The 16,809-nt window shown below is 34.1% G+C and carries 16 protein-coding genes and 3 pseudogenes; 5 read left to right on the top strand and 14 right to left on the bottom strand.

Annotated features, from left to right (window positions below; all coding sequences use genetic code 11):
• Nucleotides 1–287: 287 nt before the first annotated feature.
• On the bottom strand, nt 288–608 hold the full coding sequence (locus tag Q3V31_RS25995) for a hypothetical protein (protein WP_329767480.1): 321 nt from the start codon (nt 606–608) through the stop codon (nt 288–290).
• 1,126 nt (nt 609–1,734) lie between these two features.
• Nucleotides 1,735–1,926, bottom strand: a pseudogene (locus tag Q3V31_RS25990) (TetR/AcrR family transcriptional regulator); the annotation flags it as partial.
• 221 nt (nt 1,927–2,147) lie between these two features.
• Between Q3V31_RS25990 and Q3V31_RS25985 the strand changes: the two are divergent.
• Together Q3V31_RS25985 and Q3V31_RS25980 are read left to right on the top strand one after the other, a co-directional pair.
• Nucleotides 2,148–3,380 (top strand): cytochrome P450, encoded by a 1,233-nt coding sequence (locus Q3V31_RS25985; protein WP_329767479.1) that lies wholly within the window; start codon nt 2,148–2,150, stop codon nt 3,378–3,380.
• 25 nt (nt 3,381–3,405) lie between these two features.
• Nucleotides 3,406–3,582 (top strand): helix-turn-helix domain-containing protein, encoded by a 177-nt coding sequence (locus Q3V31_RS25980; RefSeq protein WP_329767511.1) that lies wholly within the window; start codon nt 3,406–3,408, stop codon nt 3,580–3,582.
• Nucleotides 3,583–3,945: 363 nt separating this feature from the next.
• Here the strand turns inward: Q3V31_RS25980 and Q3V31_RS25975 are convergent, their stop codons facing one another.
• The 3 genes from Q3V31_RS25975 to Q3V31_RS25965 form a co-directional block, all read right to left on the bottom strand.
• Nucleotides 3,946–5,082, bottom strand: coding sequence for an NlpC/P60 family protein (locus tag Q3V31_RS25975; RefSeq protein ID WP_329767478.1), 1,137 nt, complete (start codon nt 5,080–5,082; stop codon nt 3,946–3,948).
• Nucleotides 5,083–5,148: 66 nt separating this feature from the next.
• The gene (locus Q3V31_RS25970) at nt 5,149–6,294 is read right to left on the bottom strand and encodes a peptidoglycan DD-metalloendopeptidase family protein (RefSeq protein WP_329767477.1); all 1,146 of its coding nucleotides are present in this window, start codon (nt 6,292–6,294) and stop codon (nt 5,149–5,151) included.
• Between the two features lie 44 nt (nt 6,295–6,338).
• The gene (locus tag Q3V31_RS25965) at nt 6,339–7,382 is read right to left on the bottom strand and encodes a 3D domain-containing protein (RefSeq protein ID WP_329767476.1); all 1,044 of its coding nucleotides are present in this window, start codon (nt 7,380–7,382) and stop codon (nt 6,339–6,341) included.
• Nucleotides 7,383–7,984: 602 nt separating this feature from the next.
• On the opposite strand from Q3V31_RS25965, the gene Q3V31_RS25960 reads away from it, so the two are divergent.
• Complete coding sequence (locus tag Q3V31_RS25960) at nt 7,985–8,878, top strand: helix-turn-helix domain-containing protein (RefSeq protein WP_329767475.1); 894 nt, start codon at nt 7,985–7,987, stop codon at nt 8,876–8,878.
• Nucleotides 8,879–9,071: 193 nt separating this feature from the next.
• Nucleotides 9,072–9,494: pseudogene (locus tag Q3V31_RS25955) on the top strand (transposase); the annotation flags it as partial.
• A 105-nt stretch (nt 9,495–9,599) separates the two neighbouring features.
• Here the strand turns inward: Q3V31_RS25955 and Q3V31_RS25950 are convergent.
• From Q3V31_RS25950 to Q3V31_RS25910, 9 genes and pseudogenes are all read right to left on the bottom strand, one after another.
• Nucleotides 9,600–10,070: a DinB family protein gene (locus Q3V31_RS25950; RefSeq protein WP_329767474.1), complete on the bottom strand. Its 471-nt coding sequence runs from the start codon at nt 10,068–10,070 to the stop codon at nt 9,600–9,602.
• A gap of 200 nt (nt 10,071–10,270) precedes the next feature.
• Complete coding sequence (locus Q3V31_RS25945) at nt 10,271–10,453, bottom strand: hypothetical protein (RefSeq protein WP_329767473.1); 183 nt, start codon at nt 10,451–10,453, stop codon at nt 10,271–10,273.
• Nucleotides 10,454–10,835: 382 nt separating this feature from the next.
• Nucleotides 10,836–11,423: a DUF3967 domain-containing protein gene (locus Q3V31_RS25940; protein ID WP_000128969.1), complete on the bottom strand. Its 588-nt coding sequence runs from the start codon at nt 11,421–11,423 to the stop codon at nt 10,836–10,838.
• Nucleotides 11,424–11,616: 193 nt separating this feature from the next.
• On the bottom strand, nt 11,617–12,225 hold the full coding sequence (locus tag Q3V31_RS25935) for a replication-relaxation family protein (protein ID WP_329767472.1): 609 nt from the start codon (nt 12,223–12,225) through the stop codon (nt 11,617–11,619).
• A 3-nt stretch (nt 12,226–12,228) separates the two neighbouring features.
• Nucleotides 12,229–13,199: pseudogene (locus tag Q3V31_RS25930) on the bottom strand (FtsK/SpoIIIE domain-containing protein); the annotation flags it as partial.
• Nucleotides 13,200–13,347: 148 nt separating this feature from the next.
• Nucleotides 13,348–13,539, bottom strand: a complete 192-nt coding sequence (locus Q3V31_RS25925; RefSeq protein ID WP_001250603.1) for a hypothetical protein — start codon at nt 13,537–13,539, stop codon at nt 13,348–13,350.
• 364 nt (nt 13,540–13,903) lie between these two features.
• On the bottom strand, nt 13,904–14,182 hold the full coding sequence (locus Q3V31_RS25920; RefSeq protein ID WP_000693592.1) for a hypothetical protein: 279 nt from the start codon (nt 14,180–14,182) through the stop codon (nt 13,904–13,906).
• 843 nt (nt 14,183–15,025) lie between these two features.
• A complete protein-coding gene (locus tag Q3V31_RS25915; protein ID WP_329767510.1) occupies nt 15,026–15,367 on the bottom strand; it encodes an ArpU family phage packaging/lysis transcriptional regulator in 342 nt (113 codons plus the stop codon).
• A 167-nt stretch (nt 15,368–15,534) separates the two neighbouring features.
• Nucleotides 15,535–16,164 (bottom strand): Holliday junction resolvase RecU, encoded by a 630-nt coding sequence (locus Q3V31_RS25910; protein WP_329767471.1) that lies wholly within the window; start codon nt 16,162–16,164, stop codon nt 15,535–15,537.
• Nucleotides 16,165–16,265: 101 nt separating this feature from the next.
• On the opposite strand from Q3V31_RS25910, the gene Q3V31_RS25905 reads away from it, so the two are divergent.
• Complete coding sequence (locus Q3V31_RS25905; RefSeq protein ID WP_329767470.1) at nt 16,266–16,430, top strand: hypothetical protein; 165 nt, start codon at nt 16,266–16,268, stop codon at nt 16,428–16,430.
• Nucleotides 16,431–16,809: the final 379 nt, after the last annotated feature.

The following is a 16,809-nucleotide window of genomic DNA, read 5'->3' as shown; positions in this document are numbered from 1 at the left end:
CTTAGATTTTCAAACGACTTTATTGTTATATTTTTGAGTAAAGTTAAGTATCTTATATCGAAAATTAAAAAACTATATTTTAACCCCGTCCTAAATTTAGAACGGGGTTATGCTTGTTTTAGGTTTAAAAATTTAATAACTTTGTTGTCTTTTTACAATAAAGGGTACCGCCCACATGCCCATCAACTTACGAAAAATAAAAGCCAAAACGAAAAAAATTAGCTGACTTCTCAAAGTAACTACCTATAGGGGGGCACCATATCATTTAATGTTAAGACTTGTAGCGCTTAACCATAAATACACATAAAAAGAAACCAGGCGGTAGTGAATATCAAAAATATTACGGAAAAGTGTATATTAGGAACCAACAATTTTGCGTGATCTTTATTTTTTTTCAATGCCATAGTTGAAGAAATAATGGCGATAACTAATGGGAGCATTAAGGCATAAATTATATATGTAAGATCACGTCCAGTATCTAAATATGGTTCACCAGGGTGAATATTAATAAGTTCATAATGATAAGTAAAATAAATATACAAAGCTATACAAAATATGAAATTTGCTCCTACGGCAACCCAAAAAGTTGTATTGTTTAATCTTTTCATCTGTCTACTCCTTTAAGTAATCCCTTCCTAATATTACAGCAAATAAGAAAATTTTACATCGTAATATTATGTTAAATTCAAATAAAAAAGGGTTCAGTCGAGATGCGTGTAATTTAAGGTTATGGGCTATATTTTATTTCCATTATCAGATTTCGGTGTAACAAAAAGCTGTTTTACTAATAATGTTACGAATTATTTTTGATACAGTATTTTGTTACAGCTAGTTCAACAATTAGGATATTCCATATTTCTAAACACAAAACGTAACAAAAACGAACGCGTTTATGTTACAAATGTCTCCGAAAAATAACGTCTGGAAAAAAATGTATCGCTATGACCTATTTTTACACGTATCTCGGCTGTACCCCTATGTGTGTTCGAAAAGGTATACTTTTACGGATGAATCAAAACGTTCATTTAAAACTACATGCAAGAAATCTAAAACGTACATTTTTAGAACATAGTTTCTAAAGTGAGTTTTGGGAGAAGTTTTCAGCGAAAAAAAGCGAAAATGGATTGAGATCCGATTGTTCCAAAAATAATCGTTTTTGATAATGTGATTAAGCCTTATTGCCGTTCTTGCTCCATTACTACACAAACCCCTATTTCTTGTACAACTTCAACATTTCTTGGAGCCACAAAAATTGAATCTGGTTGATCAGTTTGATTAATGTATTAGCATGCGAACGGGGCTCAAGAAAAAAAGACTATAAAACCAAAAAGACAGCTCCGTTTAGAGCTGTCTTTTGACCTAAAAGTCGTTCTGACTTGAGCCGAAATGGCTTGTTTTAATGTTTCTTATTGCTCGCACAAAACAGGTTAGTAATTATTCGCTTTACCCGATTCCCCAGCATCATAATCAAATTTTAACGTGGTAAATGGTAACCGCACATCAAGTCCTTTAAATTTTAACGGAACTAATTTGCTCATACCCATCACCCCTAATTTCACAATTTTGTTTACAATATTTCTAATCGGATTTTTTACTGGGGCCTGCACCAGCAGCACTCCTGCGGAGTCGGGAATCGAGTAAAACGAATAATTAACCAAATTATATCAAATTAAGTAAAAAATATCTATTTTGAACCTACCGCATGCCCATCAACTTAAGAAATTGGTTGTTCCCCAATAATGCATCTTTATCTTCAAAATGTTTATAAAATGTTGTTCGATGCATCATCGCACAATCATAGATTTGATTGATGGTAATGGAACTATATTTCTGTTTTGATTGCATTATTAATTCAAATACAGACTCCCATAATAATTTAGGTGTACGTTTAACACGTAAATCCAACCGTTCTTCATTATTTCTCATCTACATTTTTTCTTTTTTGTAGATTAACTATACAATTTATGAAAACTGAACCTCCCTATTTAATCTAAACTTATTTACTATATTACATATACTCCTTAGTATATAAATGTATTAAAAACACTCAATGCAGGAGGTAATAAGGGAAGCATGTTTCTGGGCTAGACGGATTGGATAGTCAAATTTTGTTCTATTGTACTCTAATTAGACATGGAGGGATTTGTATGGAAAATACAGTCATTTCAACTTCTGAAATTAAGGGTTTTAAAACTAAATCCGAAGAGTTTGCTCCATTTTCTTGGTATAAAAAAATGCTGATGGAGCATCCGACTTACTATCATGCGGGCACGAACACTTGGAATGTTTTCAAATATGAAGACGTTAAGCGAGTTCTTACAGACTATGAACTATTTTCAAGTAAACGCCACCGTTCCATTTCTCAGATCGGAACAGACACAGAGGAAGGGAGCGTCCCAGATCGCTTAAAGATTAATGAAACGGATCCACCGGAACATCGTAAGTCACGTTCTCTGCTTTCAACTGCTTTCACCCCTAGAAGTCTCAAAGATTGGGAGCCGCGTATTGAACAGATTATTAACGATTTGATTGCCGAAATGGGGGATAAATCGGAGATCGACATTGTCAAAGATTTTACAACCCCCCTTCCAATCATAGTAATGGCCGATTTGCTTGGGGTCCCGAACAAAGACAAGCTACTGTTTAAGAAATGGGTCGATATATTGTTCATGCTGTTCAATAGTGAGAATGCCGAGGAAGTGGGGCAACAAAAGGCGAAGGCAGCGATGGAATACTTTAATTATCTGTATCCAATCGTTGTGGAAAAAAGAAAGCAGCTTTCAGACGATATTCTTTCTGATTTGATTCAAGTTGAAATCGAAGGAGAAAAGTTTACGGATGAAGAAGTTGTTCGTGTGACTATGTTTCTTCTTGCGGCGGGTGTTGAAACAACAAGTCTTTTGTTAGCTAATTCATTCTACTCATTGCTTTATGATGCTCCTAAACTTTACGAAGAATTAAGAAACAATATAAACCTCGTACCTAATTTTGTTGAGGAGATGCTGCGTTACCGTTTCCACAGTATTGTATTGGACCGTGAAGTGAAAGTAGATAACAATGTTCTAGGCGTTGAGTTGAAGAAAGGTGATTTGGTGATCACTTGGAATAGCGTGGCGAACTTTGATGAGGATGTATTCGAGGATCCATTTATTGTGAATATTCACCGAAAAAATAACAACCGGCATCAAACGTTTGGCAATGGGCCGCATTTTTGTCTCGGTGCGCCACTGGCGAGATTGGAAGCTAACAAAGCGTTCAAAATTTTTATGGAAACATTTTCTCGCATTGAATCAGTTCCAGGCTTCAATTTGGAGGAAAGTTTACAGACCTCAGCTGCTGGCCAGGCTTTATCAAGCTTACCGCTGAAGGTTTACCGCTAGGCCAAGTTGTCCGGTAAATTAGGGTATCCCAAAAGTCATCAAAAATGACGGGAAACTGGGGAGAACTCCTAAAATTAATAAGTCTAAAACTGATTTGATACTCGAGTTACTTGAACAAGGAAAAACAAGACAGGAAATTGCTGATTTTTTAAATGTTGATAGAACAACTATTTATCGCACATTAAAAAGAAATGGTTATTAGAAAGATGATTAACAACAAGTTCTATTTATAATTATATAGGCTATGTACATTTATGAAAAAAATATAAGTTTTACTAAAAGACTTTATAACAACAAAAGGGGCTAAACGATATATGTTTGCTCCTTTTACTTACAAATGATTTCATGATAAAGGCTACAATTCCTAAGATGATTTAAAGTCATATGTTTACCTTTATTTATTATGTATATATTGAATAGTTCCTTAAATAATAAGAGTTGTAACAGAACCAGTTTTCGCACCAGAACCGAAAAAAGGAACCCGTTACGGATTCCTTTTTTTCTTTACAAACCTTTTTCAATTACCAAGGAAAATCAAATCATTTTTTCATTAAATTTTATTACTTTATTTAAGTCTACCATAACCTGCAAAGTGCTGTTGATTATAAGAACTATTTAAATTAGAATATTCAATACCTTTATCACCAGCATGGATCATTCTTCCATCTCCAACAACAATACCAATATGGGAGATACCATTTTTATATGTATTCTTAAAGAACACTAAGTCTCCTGGTTGCGGATTGCTAATTTTTTGAGCAGAGTTATAGAAACCTGCAGCATCTTGTCTAGCTACTTTATATACATAGGAAATAAATCCGCTGCAATCAAATCCACTTGGAGTTGCTCCCCCCCATACATAAGGTACACCAAGATATTTCTTTGCTTCAGCTACATATTTGTTAACAGATATCCAATGTCCATTTTCATCAAATGATTCTTGTTGGCCACCAATGGTAACTTGACCTGTTACCATTGCGCCGCCTTGATTAGCATCTAAGTAATACCATTGATTATCTTCTTGAAACCAACCTGTTTTCATTGAACCATCCGCACTTCCATCCAGATAGTACCATTTATCATTATCCTTTACCCAACCCGTTTTCATCACACCAATTTTATTTGGGTCTGAATCTGTATCTAAATAATAGTATTTTCCTTCTACGTTTACCCAGCCTGTTTTCATAGATCCACCGTTATTGGCATCCAAGTAGTACCATCTATCATTATCTTTCAGCCAACCTGTCTTCATCACACCAATTTTATTTGGGTCTGAATCTGTATCTAAATAATAGTATTTTCCTTCTACGTTTACCCAGCCTGTTTTCATAGATCCACCGTTATTGGCATCCAAGTAGTACCATCTATTATTATCTTTCAGCCAACCTGTCTTCATCACGCCAATTTTATTTGGGTCTGAATCCGTATCTAAATAATAGTATTTTCCTTCCACGTTTACCCAGCCTGTTTTCATAGACCCACCGTTATTAGCATCTAGGTAGTACCATCTATCATTATCTTTCAGCCAGCCTGTTTTTTTTACACCATTTTCAAAGTAGAACCATATTCCATTTCCATCTTTTACCCAACCACTCTGTTCAGTAGCTTGCATATTTTGAGCTGTTTCGGCTGAACTTACAATTGGTTGAATGCTCAAGCCAAGAGTTGTCGCTAATGTAAGTGCTGCAATCTGTTTTTTCATATTTCCCTCTCCATTCTTACTACTACATTTTAATATATTACCCTTTTAAATATTGAATCTTAACTTCTATTTAAATGGTAAATATGATGTTGGATTAATCTGACCAAATTTATATTCCGTTTTCAATTCAAAGTGTAGATGAGGACCAGTAACTCTCCCTGTCGCTCCTACCTTACCTATTACTTGACCTTGTTGAACATAATCCCCTTTATGAGCTATTCTTTCACTCATGTGGGCATATAACGTGTAATATCCATCTTCATGTTTGATAACTACAACATTTCCATAATCATTAAATGAGCCAGGTGAACCAAAACCAGAGAATTCTACAGTTCCAGATTTAGCAGCCATAATAGGTGTACCTGTTGTTGCTGCAAAGTCAATCCCCTTATGAGATTCATTCCAACGAGGTCCGTACCCTGAACTCACATTTGGATTTTTTATAGGCATCTGGTAACCATATGCACTAATATCTCCAGCATTTTCAATCCACTGACCATTATCAGCAAATACATAAGTCTTGCCGTCTATAGTAGCTTGTCCAGTTACCATAGATCCGCCGTTATTGGCATCTAGGTAGTACCATTTATCATTATCCTTTACCCAACCCGTTTTCATCACACCAATTTTATTTGGGTCTGAATCTGTATCTAAATAATAGTATTTTCCTTCTACGTTTACCCAGCCTGTTTTCATAGATCCACCGTTATTGGCATCTAGGTAGTACCATCTATCATTATCTTTCAGCCAACCTGTCTTCATCACACCAATTTTATTTGGGTCTGAATCTGTATCTAAATAATAGTATTTTCCTTCTACGTTTACCCAGCCTGTTTTCATAGATCCACCGTTATTGGCATCTAGGTAGTACCATCTATCATTATCTTTCAGCCAACCTGTCTTCATCACACCAATTTTATTTGGGTCTGAATCCGTATCTAAATAATAGTATTTTCCTTCCACGTTTACCCAGCCTGTTTTCATAGACCCACCGTTATTAGCATCTAGGTAGTACCATCTATCATTATCTTTCAGCCAGCCTGTTTTTTTTACACCATTTTCAAAGTAGAACCATGTTCCATTTCCATCTTTTACCCAACCACTCTGTTCAGTAGCTTGCATATTTTGAGCTGTTTCGGCTGAACTTACAATTGGTTGAATGCTCAAGCCAAGAGTTGTCACTAATGTAAGTGCTGCAATTTGTTTTTTCATAATTTTAATAACCTCCTAGATTTATAAATAGATATATTGATGAATTAGTTTTTAGGTAATACATATATTTTAACTGTTTGTCTTCCCCAATTACTTGATTCCTGTTTTGAAGGAATAAATACATCTATTTTATTACCTTTAATAGCGCCACCAGTATCTCTAGCTTCAGCTATTCCATAACCTTCGACGTAAACTTTTGATCCAAGAGGAATAACTGATGGGTCTACTGCAATAACTTTCAAGTTAGGATTAGCAGTTAAATCATCTCCCATTTTTGTATATACATGTTGTCCAGGCTTATAACCATTTTCTGCTGGATCATTTGTATATGCTGTTGCCGTTACTGTTAATTCACGAGTATTTATCCATTGACCATTATCCTTGAAATAATTCATTTTTCCATCCGTTCTATTCCATCCAGTTACCATAGATCCACCGTTATTAGCATCTAAGTAATACCATTGATCATTATCCTTTACCCAACCTGTTTTCATCACACCAATTTTATTTGGGTCTGAATCTGTATCTAAATAATAGTATTTTCCTTCTACGTTTACCCAGCCTGTTTTCATAGATCCACCGTTATTGGCATCTAGGTAATACCATCTATCATTATCTTTCAGCCAACCTGTCTTCATCACACCAATTTTATTTGGGTCTGAATCCGTATCTAAATAATAGTATTTTCCTTCTACGTTTACCCAGCCTGTTTTCATAGATCCACCGTTATTGACATCTAGGTAATACCATCTATCATTATCTTTCAGCCAGCCTGTCTTCATCACACCAATTTTATTTGGGTCTGAATCCATATCTAAATAATAGTATTTTCCTTCTACGTTTACCCAGCCTGTTTTCATAGATCCACCGTTATTGGCATCTAGGTAGTACCATCTATCATTATCTTTCAGCCAGCCTGTTTTTTTTACACCATTTTCAAAGTAGAACCATGTTCCATTTCCATCTTTTACCCAACCACTCTGTTCAGTAGCTTGCATATTTTGAGCTGTTTCGGCTGAACTTACAATTGGCTGAATGCTCAAGCCAAGAGTCGTTGCTAACGTAAATGCTGCAATCTGTTTTTTCATATTTTCATTTCCCCCTATAGATATTTTTTCAGAGATCTATTATACAAAAAAGTTATGGTATGTTTATGTAATTTAACATTTATAGTAGATTCGTATAATAAAGTGAATAAAACGCTTATTATATTATTAATTTTGTTTTTAAAATCTGTAGAAATCAACCCATTTATATGTAAAAGCTTAACTTCAATACATGAATACCAAGTTTAAGAATACTTGTAAACGTAGTATAAAATTAATAGATTAAAAAAATTCCTACAGATAAATATATAAATTAATTTATTGTTATGCATCTCCCTTATAATGTAAGTGATTAAACTGAAGTTTTTTAAAAACAACAATTGCAACTATATTGATTTTACATTATATTGAATGTTAAAAAATATTCTTCTATTCATAAATAGTTACATCTGAAAGAAAAAATAAAGTTTTACAATCTTAGTATTATTATCAAAAAAATTAGACAAATGTTAAATTTAGTCTCTTATAATGGAATTCTGTAAAAGGTCATTTAAAACAATAATTGCAACTATATTGATTTTAAATTACATTAAAAGTTAGATAATATTATTATGCTAATAAATTGCTAAGTAGTAGGTGGAAAAATGGAATTTAACGATTTGGGTATTACCATTAAAGAACTAAGAATTAAAAAAAATATATCACAATCCGAATTATGTAATAGAATATGTTCACAAAGTCAAATTAGCAAGATAGAAAAAGGTAAAACTTATCCATCTAGCATATTGTTATATCAATTATCAGAAAGACTTGGTATTGATCCACAAAATATATTTGCACTAACTCAAAACAAAAGAATTAAATATACAGAAAATGTAAAATACGTAATAAGAGATTGCTTAAAACAAAAACAATATAAAGAACTTTATGAAATAGTAAAAAAAGAGAAAAACTTAAATAATTTTCAAACAAAAGAAGAGAAACAATTTCTAATATGGCATGAAGCAATTGCTATATTTGAGGTGAATAGATCAACAAAAACTGCTTTAACTCTTTTAAATCATGCATTAAAACTAACTGTAACGAATGTTAATTGTTTATCAGAAAGAGAAATAGATATCATGCAGACAATGGCTATATTTCATGGGATAAATAAAGAATATGAAAAAAGTATTACTATATCAAAAAGATGTTTAACTAATTTTAATAAGTTAGATTTTCCTAGAGATAAAGAAATTAAATTAAAAATCATTTTAAATTTAGCAAAAACTTTGGCCTCCACATATCAACATGAAGAGGCAATAAAATATATTGATAAGGGCATCAAATTAGCAATTAATCTAAATACTTTATACCTATTAGGTGAACTATTCTATTTAAAAGGTCAGTCTTTATTAAAGATTAAACAACACAATGTAGAAGATGTTGTTTATAACTGGAAAAAGGCATTATTTATATTTGAACTAACCGAAAAAGAATATTATACAAAAGTGATACCAGATGAACTTATTGAAATACAAAATAAAAAACACTCATAATTTCGTAAAAACTACTTACAAATCCCTATAGTTTTTAAACTTAGCACTATATTATGGGGTACCGCCTCACATCCATCAAGCTAAGATTTTGAGGCACCCCATCGCTATCAAGTTAACAAAACAAAATCCCCCCTAAAATGAAAAAATACGCTATTCTTTCTATAGAATCATAGGAAAGGATGGCGTTTTTGATATGAAGTTATCGATTTTTGATCAACTAGAATTGTTTTCTAAAGAGTTGCAACGATATATGTCACCTGATGCTTTAGAGCAATTAGCTAAAAATGTAGGATTTGTTAAACGAAAAAGTAAATACCGCGCACAAGATTTAGTGGGCCTATGTATTTGGTTAAGTCAAAATATAGCTCATACTTCATTGATACAATTATGTAGTCGATTGGAAGCTAACACAGGAATTTCTATGAGTCCAGAAGGACTCAATCAACGTTTTAATTCTCAGGCTGTTAAGTTTTTACAACAACTCTTAGCACATTTACTTCACCAACAATTTTGTTCTTCTAACAAGATTCCAACTTTGTATACAAACTATTTTCGGCGTATTCGTGTATTGGATTCTACACATTTTCAGATTCCGGATAAATTCACTTCTACATGGGGTACTCCCAGCATTTCGGAAAAAAAACACGCTAAGCAAAAAATAAAATAAGCTGCCCATATGGACAGCTCATTTACATAATTATCGTTATTGGTAGTGAAATTATTAATCCCATATATTTGGGCGTTCAATTTTCATTGTTCTCATATAATCTAACATTTGTCCTGTATGAACACCCTCATGATATGCTATACGCATTAACATATCCCCTAAAGAACGAATATACCCTACATTTGAACGATCAATTTTAATTGTATTTAGATCTTCATTAGAAAAAGAATGAACAGTATCTAAAAATTGTTTGTGATATATCTCAGCAAAATCCAGTTCATCTTCGACAGATAAAAAAAGTCTGTTTTCAAATGGAGAATTATACTCTTTCAGACTTCCCCTATTTTCAATAGCCAGATGATAATAATGCTCTGATTCCAGTACATGCCGAATCATCTCTAAACAAGTCATAGCTTTTTCATCTGGTTTCCAATCCAATTTATCGCTAGGAATCGTTTTCCATATTTTTATACTCCGTCTTCTAACTTCTGTTAAGTTTAATAACAATAAATCAATTGTATTCATTTATATTTCTCCTCTCACTTAGCCTCATAAACAAGTTTACTAAATTTTCTAAACAAATTACAAACATTTGTTCTTACCCATGAATATAGTATTCATATAAGGTTAACATAACGTCCTATTATAGGGATTCAATATATTTAGAAGACTATTAAAAGTCCTCTAGTTTGTTTAACTGGAGGACTTAATATCACTTTTTTGTTTTATTTTTTCTCACTAATTTTAAGCCGTTTTGCATTTATGAAAAATGCGCTTCCAATTGTGAATATAACGGAAGAGATATACATTGTTATCCCTGAGTATTTATTATCAAAAATTGTAATATTAAGTAAATTAATGAACATCATCAATATAAGTGATATGTACAATCCATTAATATATTTCACTTATGCCCCCCCTTTACTTTACTTTTTTTCGGTAACTCCTATGTGATAAATAGTGGTTTCTAAAGGTATTATTTAGAATATCATTTTCCCCTATTTTACCATTTGAGAGAGGTGATATGTTGTTTGTTTTCGGTTGAATATTGTATACATACTCGGTTAACATAACGTCTCATTATCAGTAGCAAGAAAAAGGCGAATTCCTTGTAAGAGTAGAGATCCGTCTTTTTCTTTTTCTATGACTCTATTCATTTTTTTTACATTCCTATCCTGACGTGGGTTTTAGGGTTCTCGTTTGTTACTGGATTAGCTGAAAAACTGTATAAAATCTTGCATAATCTTAGCCTGTTTTTTTCTGAAATGCTGGCGGTACCCCTTCTTATTCTCACCAGAACTTCCACCACGGCTTCTTCTCTTTCGCTGCAGCAACCTCATCACGAAACTCCTGCATCAATCTCTTCGTTTCCTGCATCTCACGTAGTGTCTTCATAAGCGTCTCATCTCGCGCTTCCAATCTTTTTTCCACTCGTTCATTATGTGCTTCTACGCTCGCTTTAATTTCTTTATTACTTTGCTTCGCCTGCTCACTTAATCGCTTCTCCATTGCTAACATGCTCTGATTCACTTCTTGTGTCATAACGCTGTACTGTTCCTGTAGTTGCTGTTTAATGTGGAATGGCACTAAGTCCGTTTCCTCAGCCTCTTCTTGAATCAGATCCGGATTAACTTTTTCTATTTGCTGCGCAATCATCTTCGCTGCCTTCTCTAGCGTCATACCGTCATGCTTGCTGAGTTCAATTAACTTCTCTATCACCATGACGTCATGCTCGGTGTACTCTCTCTTACCTTGTTTATTCTTCTTAATCATGTAGGATTCTCGTTGGAGGACTTCAACATACTTTCTTAGTGTGCTATCGCTCACTTTTAAGCGACTATAGACGTCTTTAGCGGTATAAATAATCTCATCCGTCATAGCGTCACAACACCTCCTAGTGACAGTATTCCATGATTGGTGTAAAATTCCTGCAAAGAAAAAAGCCCCCGGTTAGGGCTTAGTATTCTATATTACGATTCTTAGGCATAACATATATATTGTCTGTTACCCTTGTAACTCTTCCTAGATTCAACGGCCAAACTGGGTGTGCTGTTTAGTTAAGGAAGAGTTACTATATTTTCGTTGCAAGACTATCCATGAAATTGTTAATTGAAGAAGCTTGGAAGATACGTAAATTAGAAGAATTAATATCGTACTGCTTATCAGTAATAATGAGGATTGATGGGAAGAATTTAGATCCTTTCGGCTGCCACGATTCGTTATGCCATTCCTGACTGTGGAAATATAACTCATACCTGTTTATTTTATCTTGCATAATCTTTTTACTGTAAACAGACTTCTGAACCTCAATGAAGAATGGCGATTTATTCCAAATGGCAAATGCATCTGGTTCCATATAGTCTCTACCGTATTTCGGTTCGACTTTAAATAGTTTCGGCTTTTCATAATGGATAAGCTGTTTATATACGTCTACAATACCGAGGAAGTGGGGAATCTTCTGGCTAGTTTTGCGAAGTGTGCTAGGTTGAGGGAAATATATAAATGGCTGTTGCGAGATATTGGCATCCACATGACCGTCTCTTCTTAATCGTTTCATCACGGTATTACAGCAAGTAACCGCGTTATTTAATCCTTGAAAATGCAAGTCGATAATGTCATCACGGGACATACACCTAAAACGTTTCAGATTACTTAGAATCGCTTTATCTCTATTCCTCATCGTCTAACACACCCCAAACAACGGAATCTCTTCTTGTGAATGATTTTGAAGCGTCATATCCTCTTTTGGTATGCGATAAGTTTCAACAATCTGTTTCGCCTTACTTAATTCTAAAAATGGAGCTTGCACTTTCTTTAATCCATTTAGTTTTAGAATCATTTGGCCCAATTGCTCCAAGTGTTCTGAACCAGATGTACCCATAATATTACTATTAATCGTACTATCGCATTTAAAACCCATTCTTACCGTCATATTAAGCTTTAACTTCCCATCTAATACTTTTTTGCATCAGGACGTTGCATACTGAGCATGAGAAAGACACCAAGTGCCCTCGCGACGGCTGATATTTTTTCAATTATAACCATACACTCTTTTTCATCCTGGAGCATTGCCACTTCATCAATAGCAAGTAAGATATATGGTTTCTGATTGTGAGGATTCAATTTGTTGTATTCATCGATGTGATCAACTTCATACTCTTCCATTAGTTTTCTACGTTCGCGTATTTCCTTCCACACTCTCTGCAGCATAATCTTCATTTCAATCTCTTCCATGCAAACCTCTTTTACGTGTTTGACTCTTCGTAAAAAGTGAAATTCGGAATTCTTCAAGTCACCCAGGTACAAATGTAATTTATCAGGTGACATGCATTGAATAAGTGTAGATAATACAACGCGTACCATACTGCTTTTTCCGCTTCCTGTCTCTCCAGCAATCAATAAATGCGGTGTATTTGAACCAATCATGTTATACGTAATCATGTTTCCAAATTGGTCCCGGCCCACCACAACAGGAATACGATACTTTTTCAATAGTGGCTGCCATTTCTTATAACTGTAATTGTATGGTTGTAGTCCTGCATCCGAATGAAATACATTAAGTACAAACTTTTTAATATCACCTTCAATTGCTACGTTACGTCCTAATATTTGTTGAAAGCAAAACCATTTCTTTTCAATGGTCTTCGGATCTAATGTTTTTGAGACATTATTCATTTATTTTTTCGTTCATTGTGTTCGTTTGTTTTGTTATCTTTCCTTAACAACAAACAAGACGCCACCCAGATCACGGCAGCGCCTACGATAATTGCTATAAACTTAATCAAACTCATTTATCCTTACATTATTTATTTCTTTGCTTCCATACTCCATGCTCTTTACGATAAGTATCCTTTCCATTCATGAAGTCAGCTGTATTACCAGGCATGCTATATCTTTTATTCTTTTTCTTAGCCTTCTTCTTCAGCCTTTTCTCTTCTTGCACAGCTTGCAAATCCGCCTTCCACTGTTTCAACAAATCCTTTTCACGTCGCATCGAATTTGTACCCCTTGGATTAAAATGTGAACCAAACAACTAGATTCTACCAATTTATATAGATATCCTTTAATCCAAGTGTTAATTTTATACAAAATAAAAGAGCACCCATAATCGATAGGTGCTCAAATATATGAAGTGGGGCAACCCCATACTCCAATATATGCTTGTCCTTATTAAAAGGTGCAAAATAAAAAGAGTACTTGTCATTAGGTACCCTTCAACAAATAAGTATGGCACCCCAAGTTTCACCTCTTATGATAACTCGTCCCACGAATTCATCATATGCTTGTCTTATTAGAATGTTCACTGATTTAATGTGTAATTTATATATAACAAAGAAAAAAGCACCCATTTTGGATGCTTAATGTATACTAATATTAATATTGAATAGCTCTATTGATAGACTTTCTAGAACAATGAATATACTAGCTGAAACTGATCTATATCCAATATTATTTCCTGTAACATTAATAGTAATCTCCGCTAAATGGGTTTGCACATCATCTTTTTCAAAAATTTTATCTTCAACCTTTTCAATTATTGCTACATTATCTACTTCTTTAAAAGTTTTCAGCAATTTTGTTTCTAATAAAGTAAAATCAAAATTTTCATCTTTAACTACATCAAATTTAATCTTCATTTTTCTTTCCCCATTTTTAACCAGTTAATATATTGACATTAGTATAATTATATATACTTTTATTACATAATTCAAAAGTTATGTTTTACAAAACTCCCCATAGTTCACATATTTAATAGAGAGAAATAAAAAGACAAATGGCAAAAGTTCCTCTTCAAAGGTCAAGATAACTCTCAACCTTCTCCAAGTCACCGCAACACTATATATTAGCTACACGCTTCACATTTGGTTAGTTCGGTGACTGGGAGAAGACTAAGAATCTTCTCGTTTATACTCCGTAGAGTCGGCTCAATACTTCGGCTACTTAATGTCATTTTCACCTTTGCAGACCAATATCGAATTATAAAGGATTAATATCAAGACGTATATATTTCTTCCGACGCCTTGTCTGAACCAATACACTAGAGGGACGGAAGGGGAATGCTTCCGCTGTATTTTCTCAAACAAAGAGCGAAAGCTCTCTGCTCTCATTTTGGTCATTAATAAGAATCGTGAGTAATTACTAATGAACGAGATTACGCATACATTTTTAGAATTTTAGAACGCAAGTGTCACTCAATCATGAGCAACCACCCCCATTCCATTTTCAAGAAACGACATATCAGAGAAATAGACTTATATTTATTATCAACCCAGAGGACGCATTCCGAGCTGAATGATAAATATAAATAATTTCGGGAAGCTCTTATTCCCTCTAGCCTCCGCGTCACCGAGTAACGTTATTATAATGGGAACGCTATCCCCAAAACGTATTCTTCTTTCAAAGAACTGTTTATAGGAATAGCTTATAATTTTCACGTTTTTATTTAGTCCCCCAAAAAGTTCGCATTTTGTTCGCGGTTTTTAGATTATCCCTAATGCTGTAGCAATCAATTTAACGGCACTCTGCTTCTTCTCATAGAAATATGTCTTCTTGAGTAGTAGGTCATGATAAACGTCTGAATCCTTTACTCTCTCGTTTGTCAGGAACTTCCGCTCAACAATCTTACGCTCATCTTCATCTAGTAAATTATTAAGCGCCTTCTCAACCTGCTGCACCTTCCATTTACTCGTATTCCTTGAATCACGTAACTCAGGAAACAAACTGATTCCTTCTTGCTCCACTTCATTACTGAATCGCATCTTGAGTGCTCTGTATTCCTTTAATATGCTTACTACTTCCTTTTGTACTTTCTTATCATCGATAGCTGGTAATAAAGTTCATTGTCTCTCCATGAAAGAATCCCCCTATTTCTGAATTTGTAATTTTAACATCACATAAGGTACGTGAAATTTTAATATCTCATTGTTGAATAAGGGAACGACGGTTAGTACGTCGCCCCACTATCTACTCGCCATCGTTCCGCTATCCATTAAGCCTTTAATAATTTACGTTTCTTGTTGTTCATTTTCTCTTTCGCTGCTTCAATGTCATTTGCTACTCTCTTATGGTCCTGATCAAATTGAATCATGCCATCTATTATCGGTGTAAATCCTTGCTCATCAATGTATTGTAAGTAATCAACTGGCGCTCGTTCTGTCTGATCTAACAGGTACCCGTAAATATCAAAGTCTGCTCTTGATATAGACTTCTTGCCCTTAGGTTGATGAGACATCCTTACATAAGATTGAATGACTGTTAGTGGTACCAAGAAGACTGACTTATCCTTGCTGAATTCAATAAGGAAGAAACAAACCGCCCCCATCCTCTCTGCTTTTTCCAAATAATCTAATTGGTGCTGCGCGATGTTTTTTAGATCAAATCGTGTAGGATTCTCAGTAGACTTCGCTTCAAATGCAATAGCTCGTCCTTTGTACACGCCGTCATAGTCTACTGTACTTTTAGCTTCATAGAATCCATTTAGTACACGGCCACCTTTACTCTTTAACACCTTCACAGTAGTTGGACGCTTGTTTATAAGCGCCAATCCCTCTCTTTGATACATTTCATTCGCTAGATTAATAAGCTTCTCAAAAGCTATTCCGCGGTTCCCTTGTCCCATTGTTATTCCTCACTTTCTATTCAAAGGATTATTTTATTAAGTTTCTACAAAATGGTAATTATTATATAATTAAACTATTAAAATCTTAGGTGGTGATGCAAATGACTGAAGCAATCCGAATTTCTCTTTTCACTCTTGTAGGAATAAGTGCCATATTTTCTATAATTAAAGAATTTCAAAAACCAGAAAAAAGAAAGTTTTGGATTACATTCGAAACTTTAATTCTAATCGGGGCAGCCTGGATGTTAATAGGACTTCTCATGTAACCTACATAATTAGTAAATCCCCTGAATAAAACTCAATATTCCGTCAATACTGTATATGACATTAGATTTTCTCCTTGTTCCCCCTTGGAGAACCGAGCAGTTAGTGAAAACTCACTGCTCTTTTTGTTTGTCTGAATAAAATTATAAATCCCGGTCATTCTATAGATAGGCTGTTAAACAGCTATAATCGATTTGTAGAACCCAAACTCTTTCCCTCTTTCCTCGGAGGCGAGCAGTTAGCTTTTGCTAGCTGCTTTTGTAATTTATCTGAATAAAATCCCAAAACTTCCACATAATATCTACAAGCTGTTCAATTCCTGAATAGCAACCTTTTTCTTTTGTTAACAAGTTGCAATGGAGCAGTTAGCTTTTGCTAGCT

The sequence above is a fragment of the Bacillus nitratireducens genome (assembly GCF_036320425.1).
Lineage (GTDB): Bacteria > Bacillota > Bacilli > Bacillales > Bacillaceae_G > Bacillus_A > Bacillus_A nitratireducens.
Note: the sequence above shows the minus strand (reverse complement) of the source record. Positions and strands in the feature narration are given on the sequence as shown.

Excerpts from the sequence above, each read along its gene's own strand:
- Q3V31_RS25995 (WP_329767480.1), bottom strand. The coding sequence starts at position 608 with ATGAAAAGATTAAACAATACAACTTTTTGGGTTGCCGTAGGAGCAAAT.
- Q3V31_RS25985 (WP_329767479.1), top strand. The coding sequence starts at position 2,148 with ATGGAAAATACAGTCATTTCAACTTCTGAAATTAAGGGTTTTAAAACT.
- Q3V31_RS25975 (WP_329767478.1), bottom strand. The coding sequence starts at position 5,082 with ATGAAAAAACAGATTGCAGCACTTACATTAGCGACAACTCTTGGCTTG.
- Q3V31_RS25970 (WP_329767477.1), bottom strand. The coding sequence starts at position 6,294 with ATGAAAAAACAAATTGCAGCACTTACATTAGTGACAACTCTTGGCTTG.
- Q3V31_RS25965 (WP_329767476.1), bottom strand. The coding sequence starts at position 7,382 with ATGAAAAAACAGATTGCAGCATTTACGTTAGCAACGACTCTTGGCTTG.
- Q3V31_RS25960 (WP_329767475.1), top strand. The coding sequence starts at position 7,985 with ATGGAATTTAACGATTTGGGTATTACCATTAAAGAACTAAGAATTAAA.
- Q3V31_RS25950 (WP_329767474.1), bottom strand. The coding sequence starts at position 10,070 with ATGAATACAATTGATTTATTGTTATTAAACTTAACAGAAGTTAGAAGA.
- Q3V31_RS25940 (WP_000128969.1), bottom strand. The coding sequence starts at position 11,423 with ATGACGGATGAGATTATTTATACCGCTAAAGACGTCTATAGTCGCTTA.
- Q3V31_RS25935 (WP_329767472.1), bottom strand. The coding sequence starts at position 12,225 with ATGAGGAATAGAGATAAAGCGATTCTAAGTAATCTGAAACGTTTTAGG.
- Q3V31_RS25925 (WP_001250603.1), bottom strand. The coding sequence starts at position 13,539 with ATGCGACGTGAAAAGGATTTGTTGAAACAGTGGAAGGCGGATTTGCAA.
- Q3V31_RS25920 (WP_000693592.1), bottom strand. The coding sequence starts at position 14,182 with ATGAAGATTAAATTTGATGTAGTTAAAGATGAAAATTTTGATTTTACT.
- Q3V31_RS25910 (WP_329767471.1), bottom strand. The coding sequence starts at position 16,164 with ATGGGACAAGGGAACCGCGGAATAGCTTTTGAGAAGCTTATTAATCTA.
- Q3V31_RS25905 (WP_329767470.1), top strand. The coding sequence starts at position 16,266 with ATGACTGAAGCAATCCGAATTTCTCTTTTCACTCTTGTAGGAATAAGT.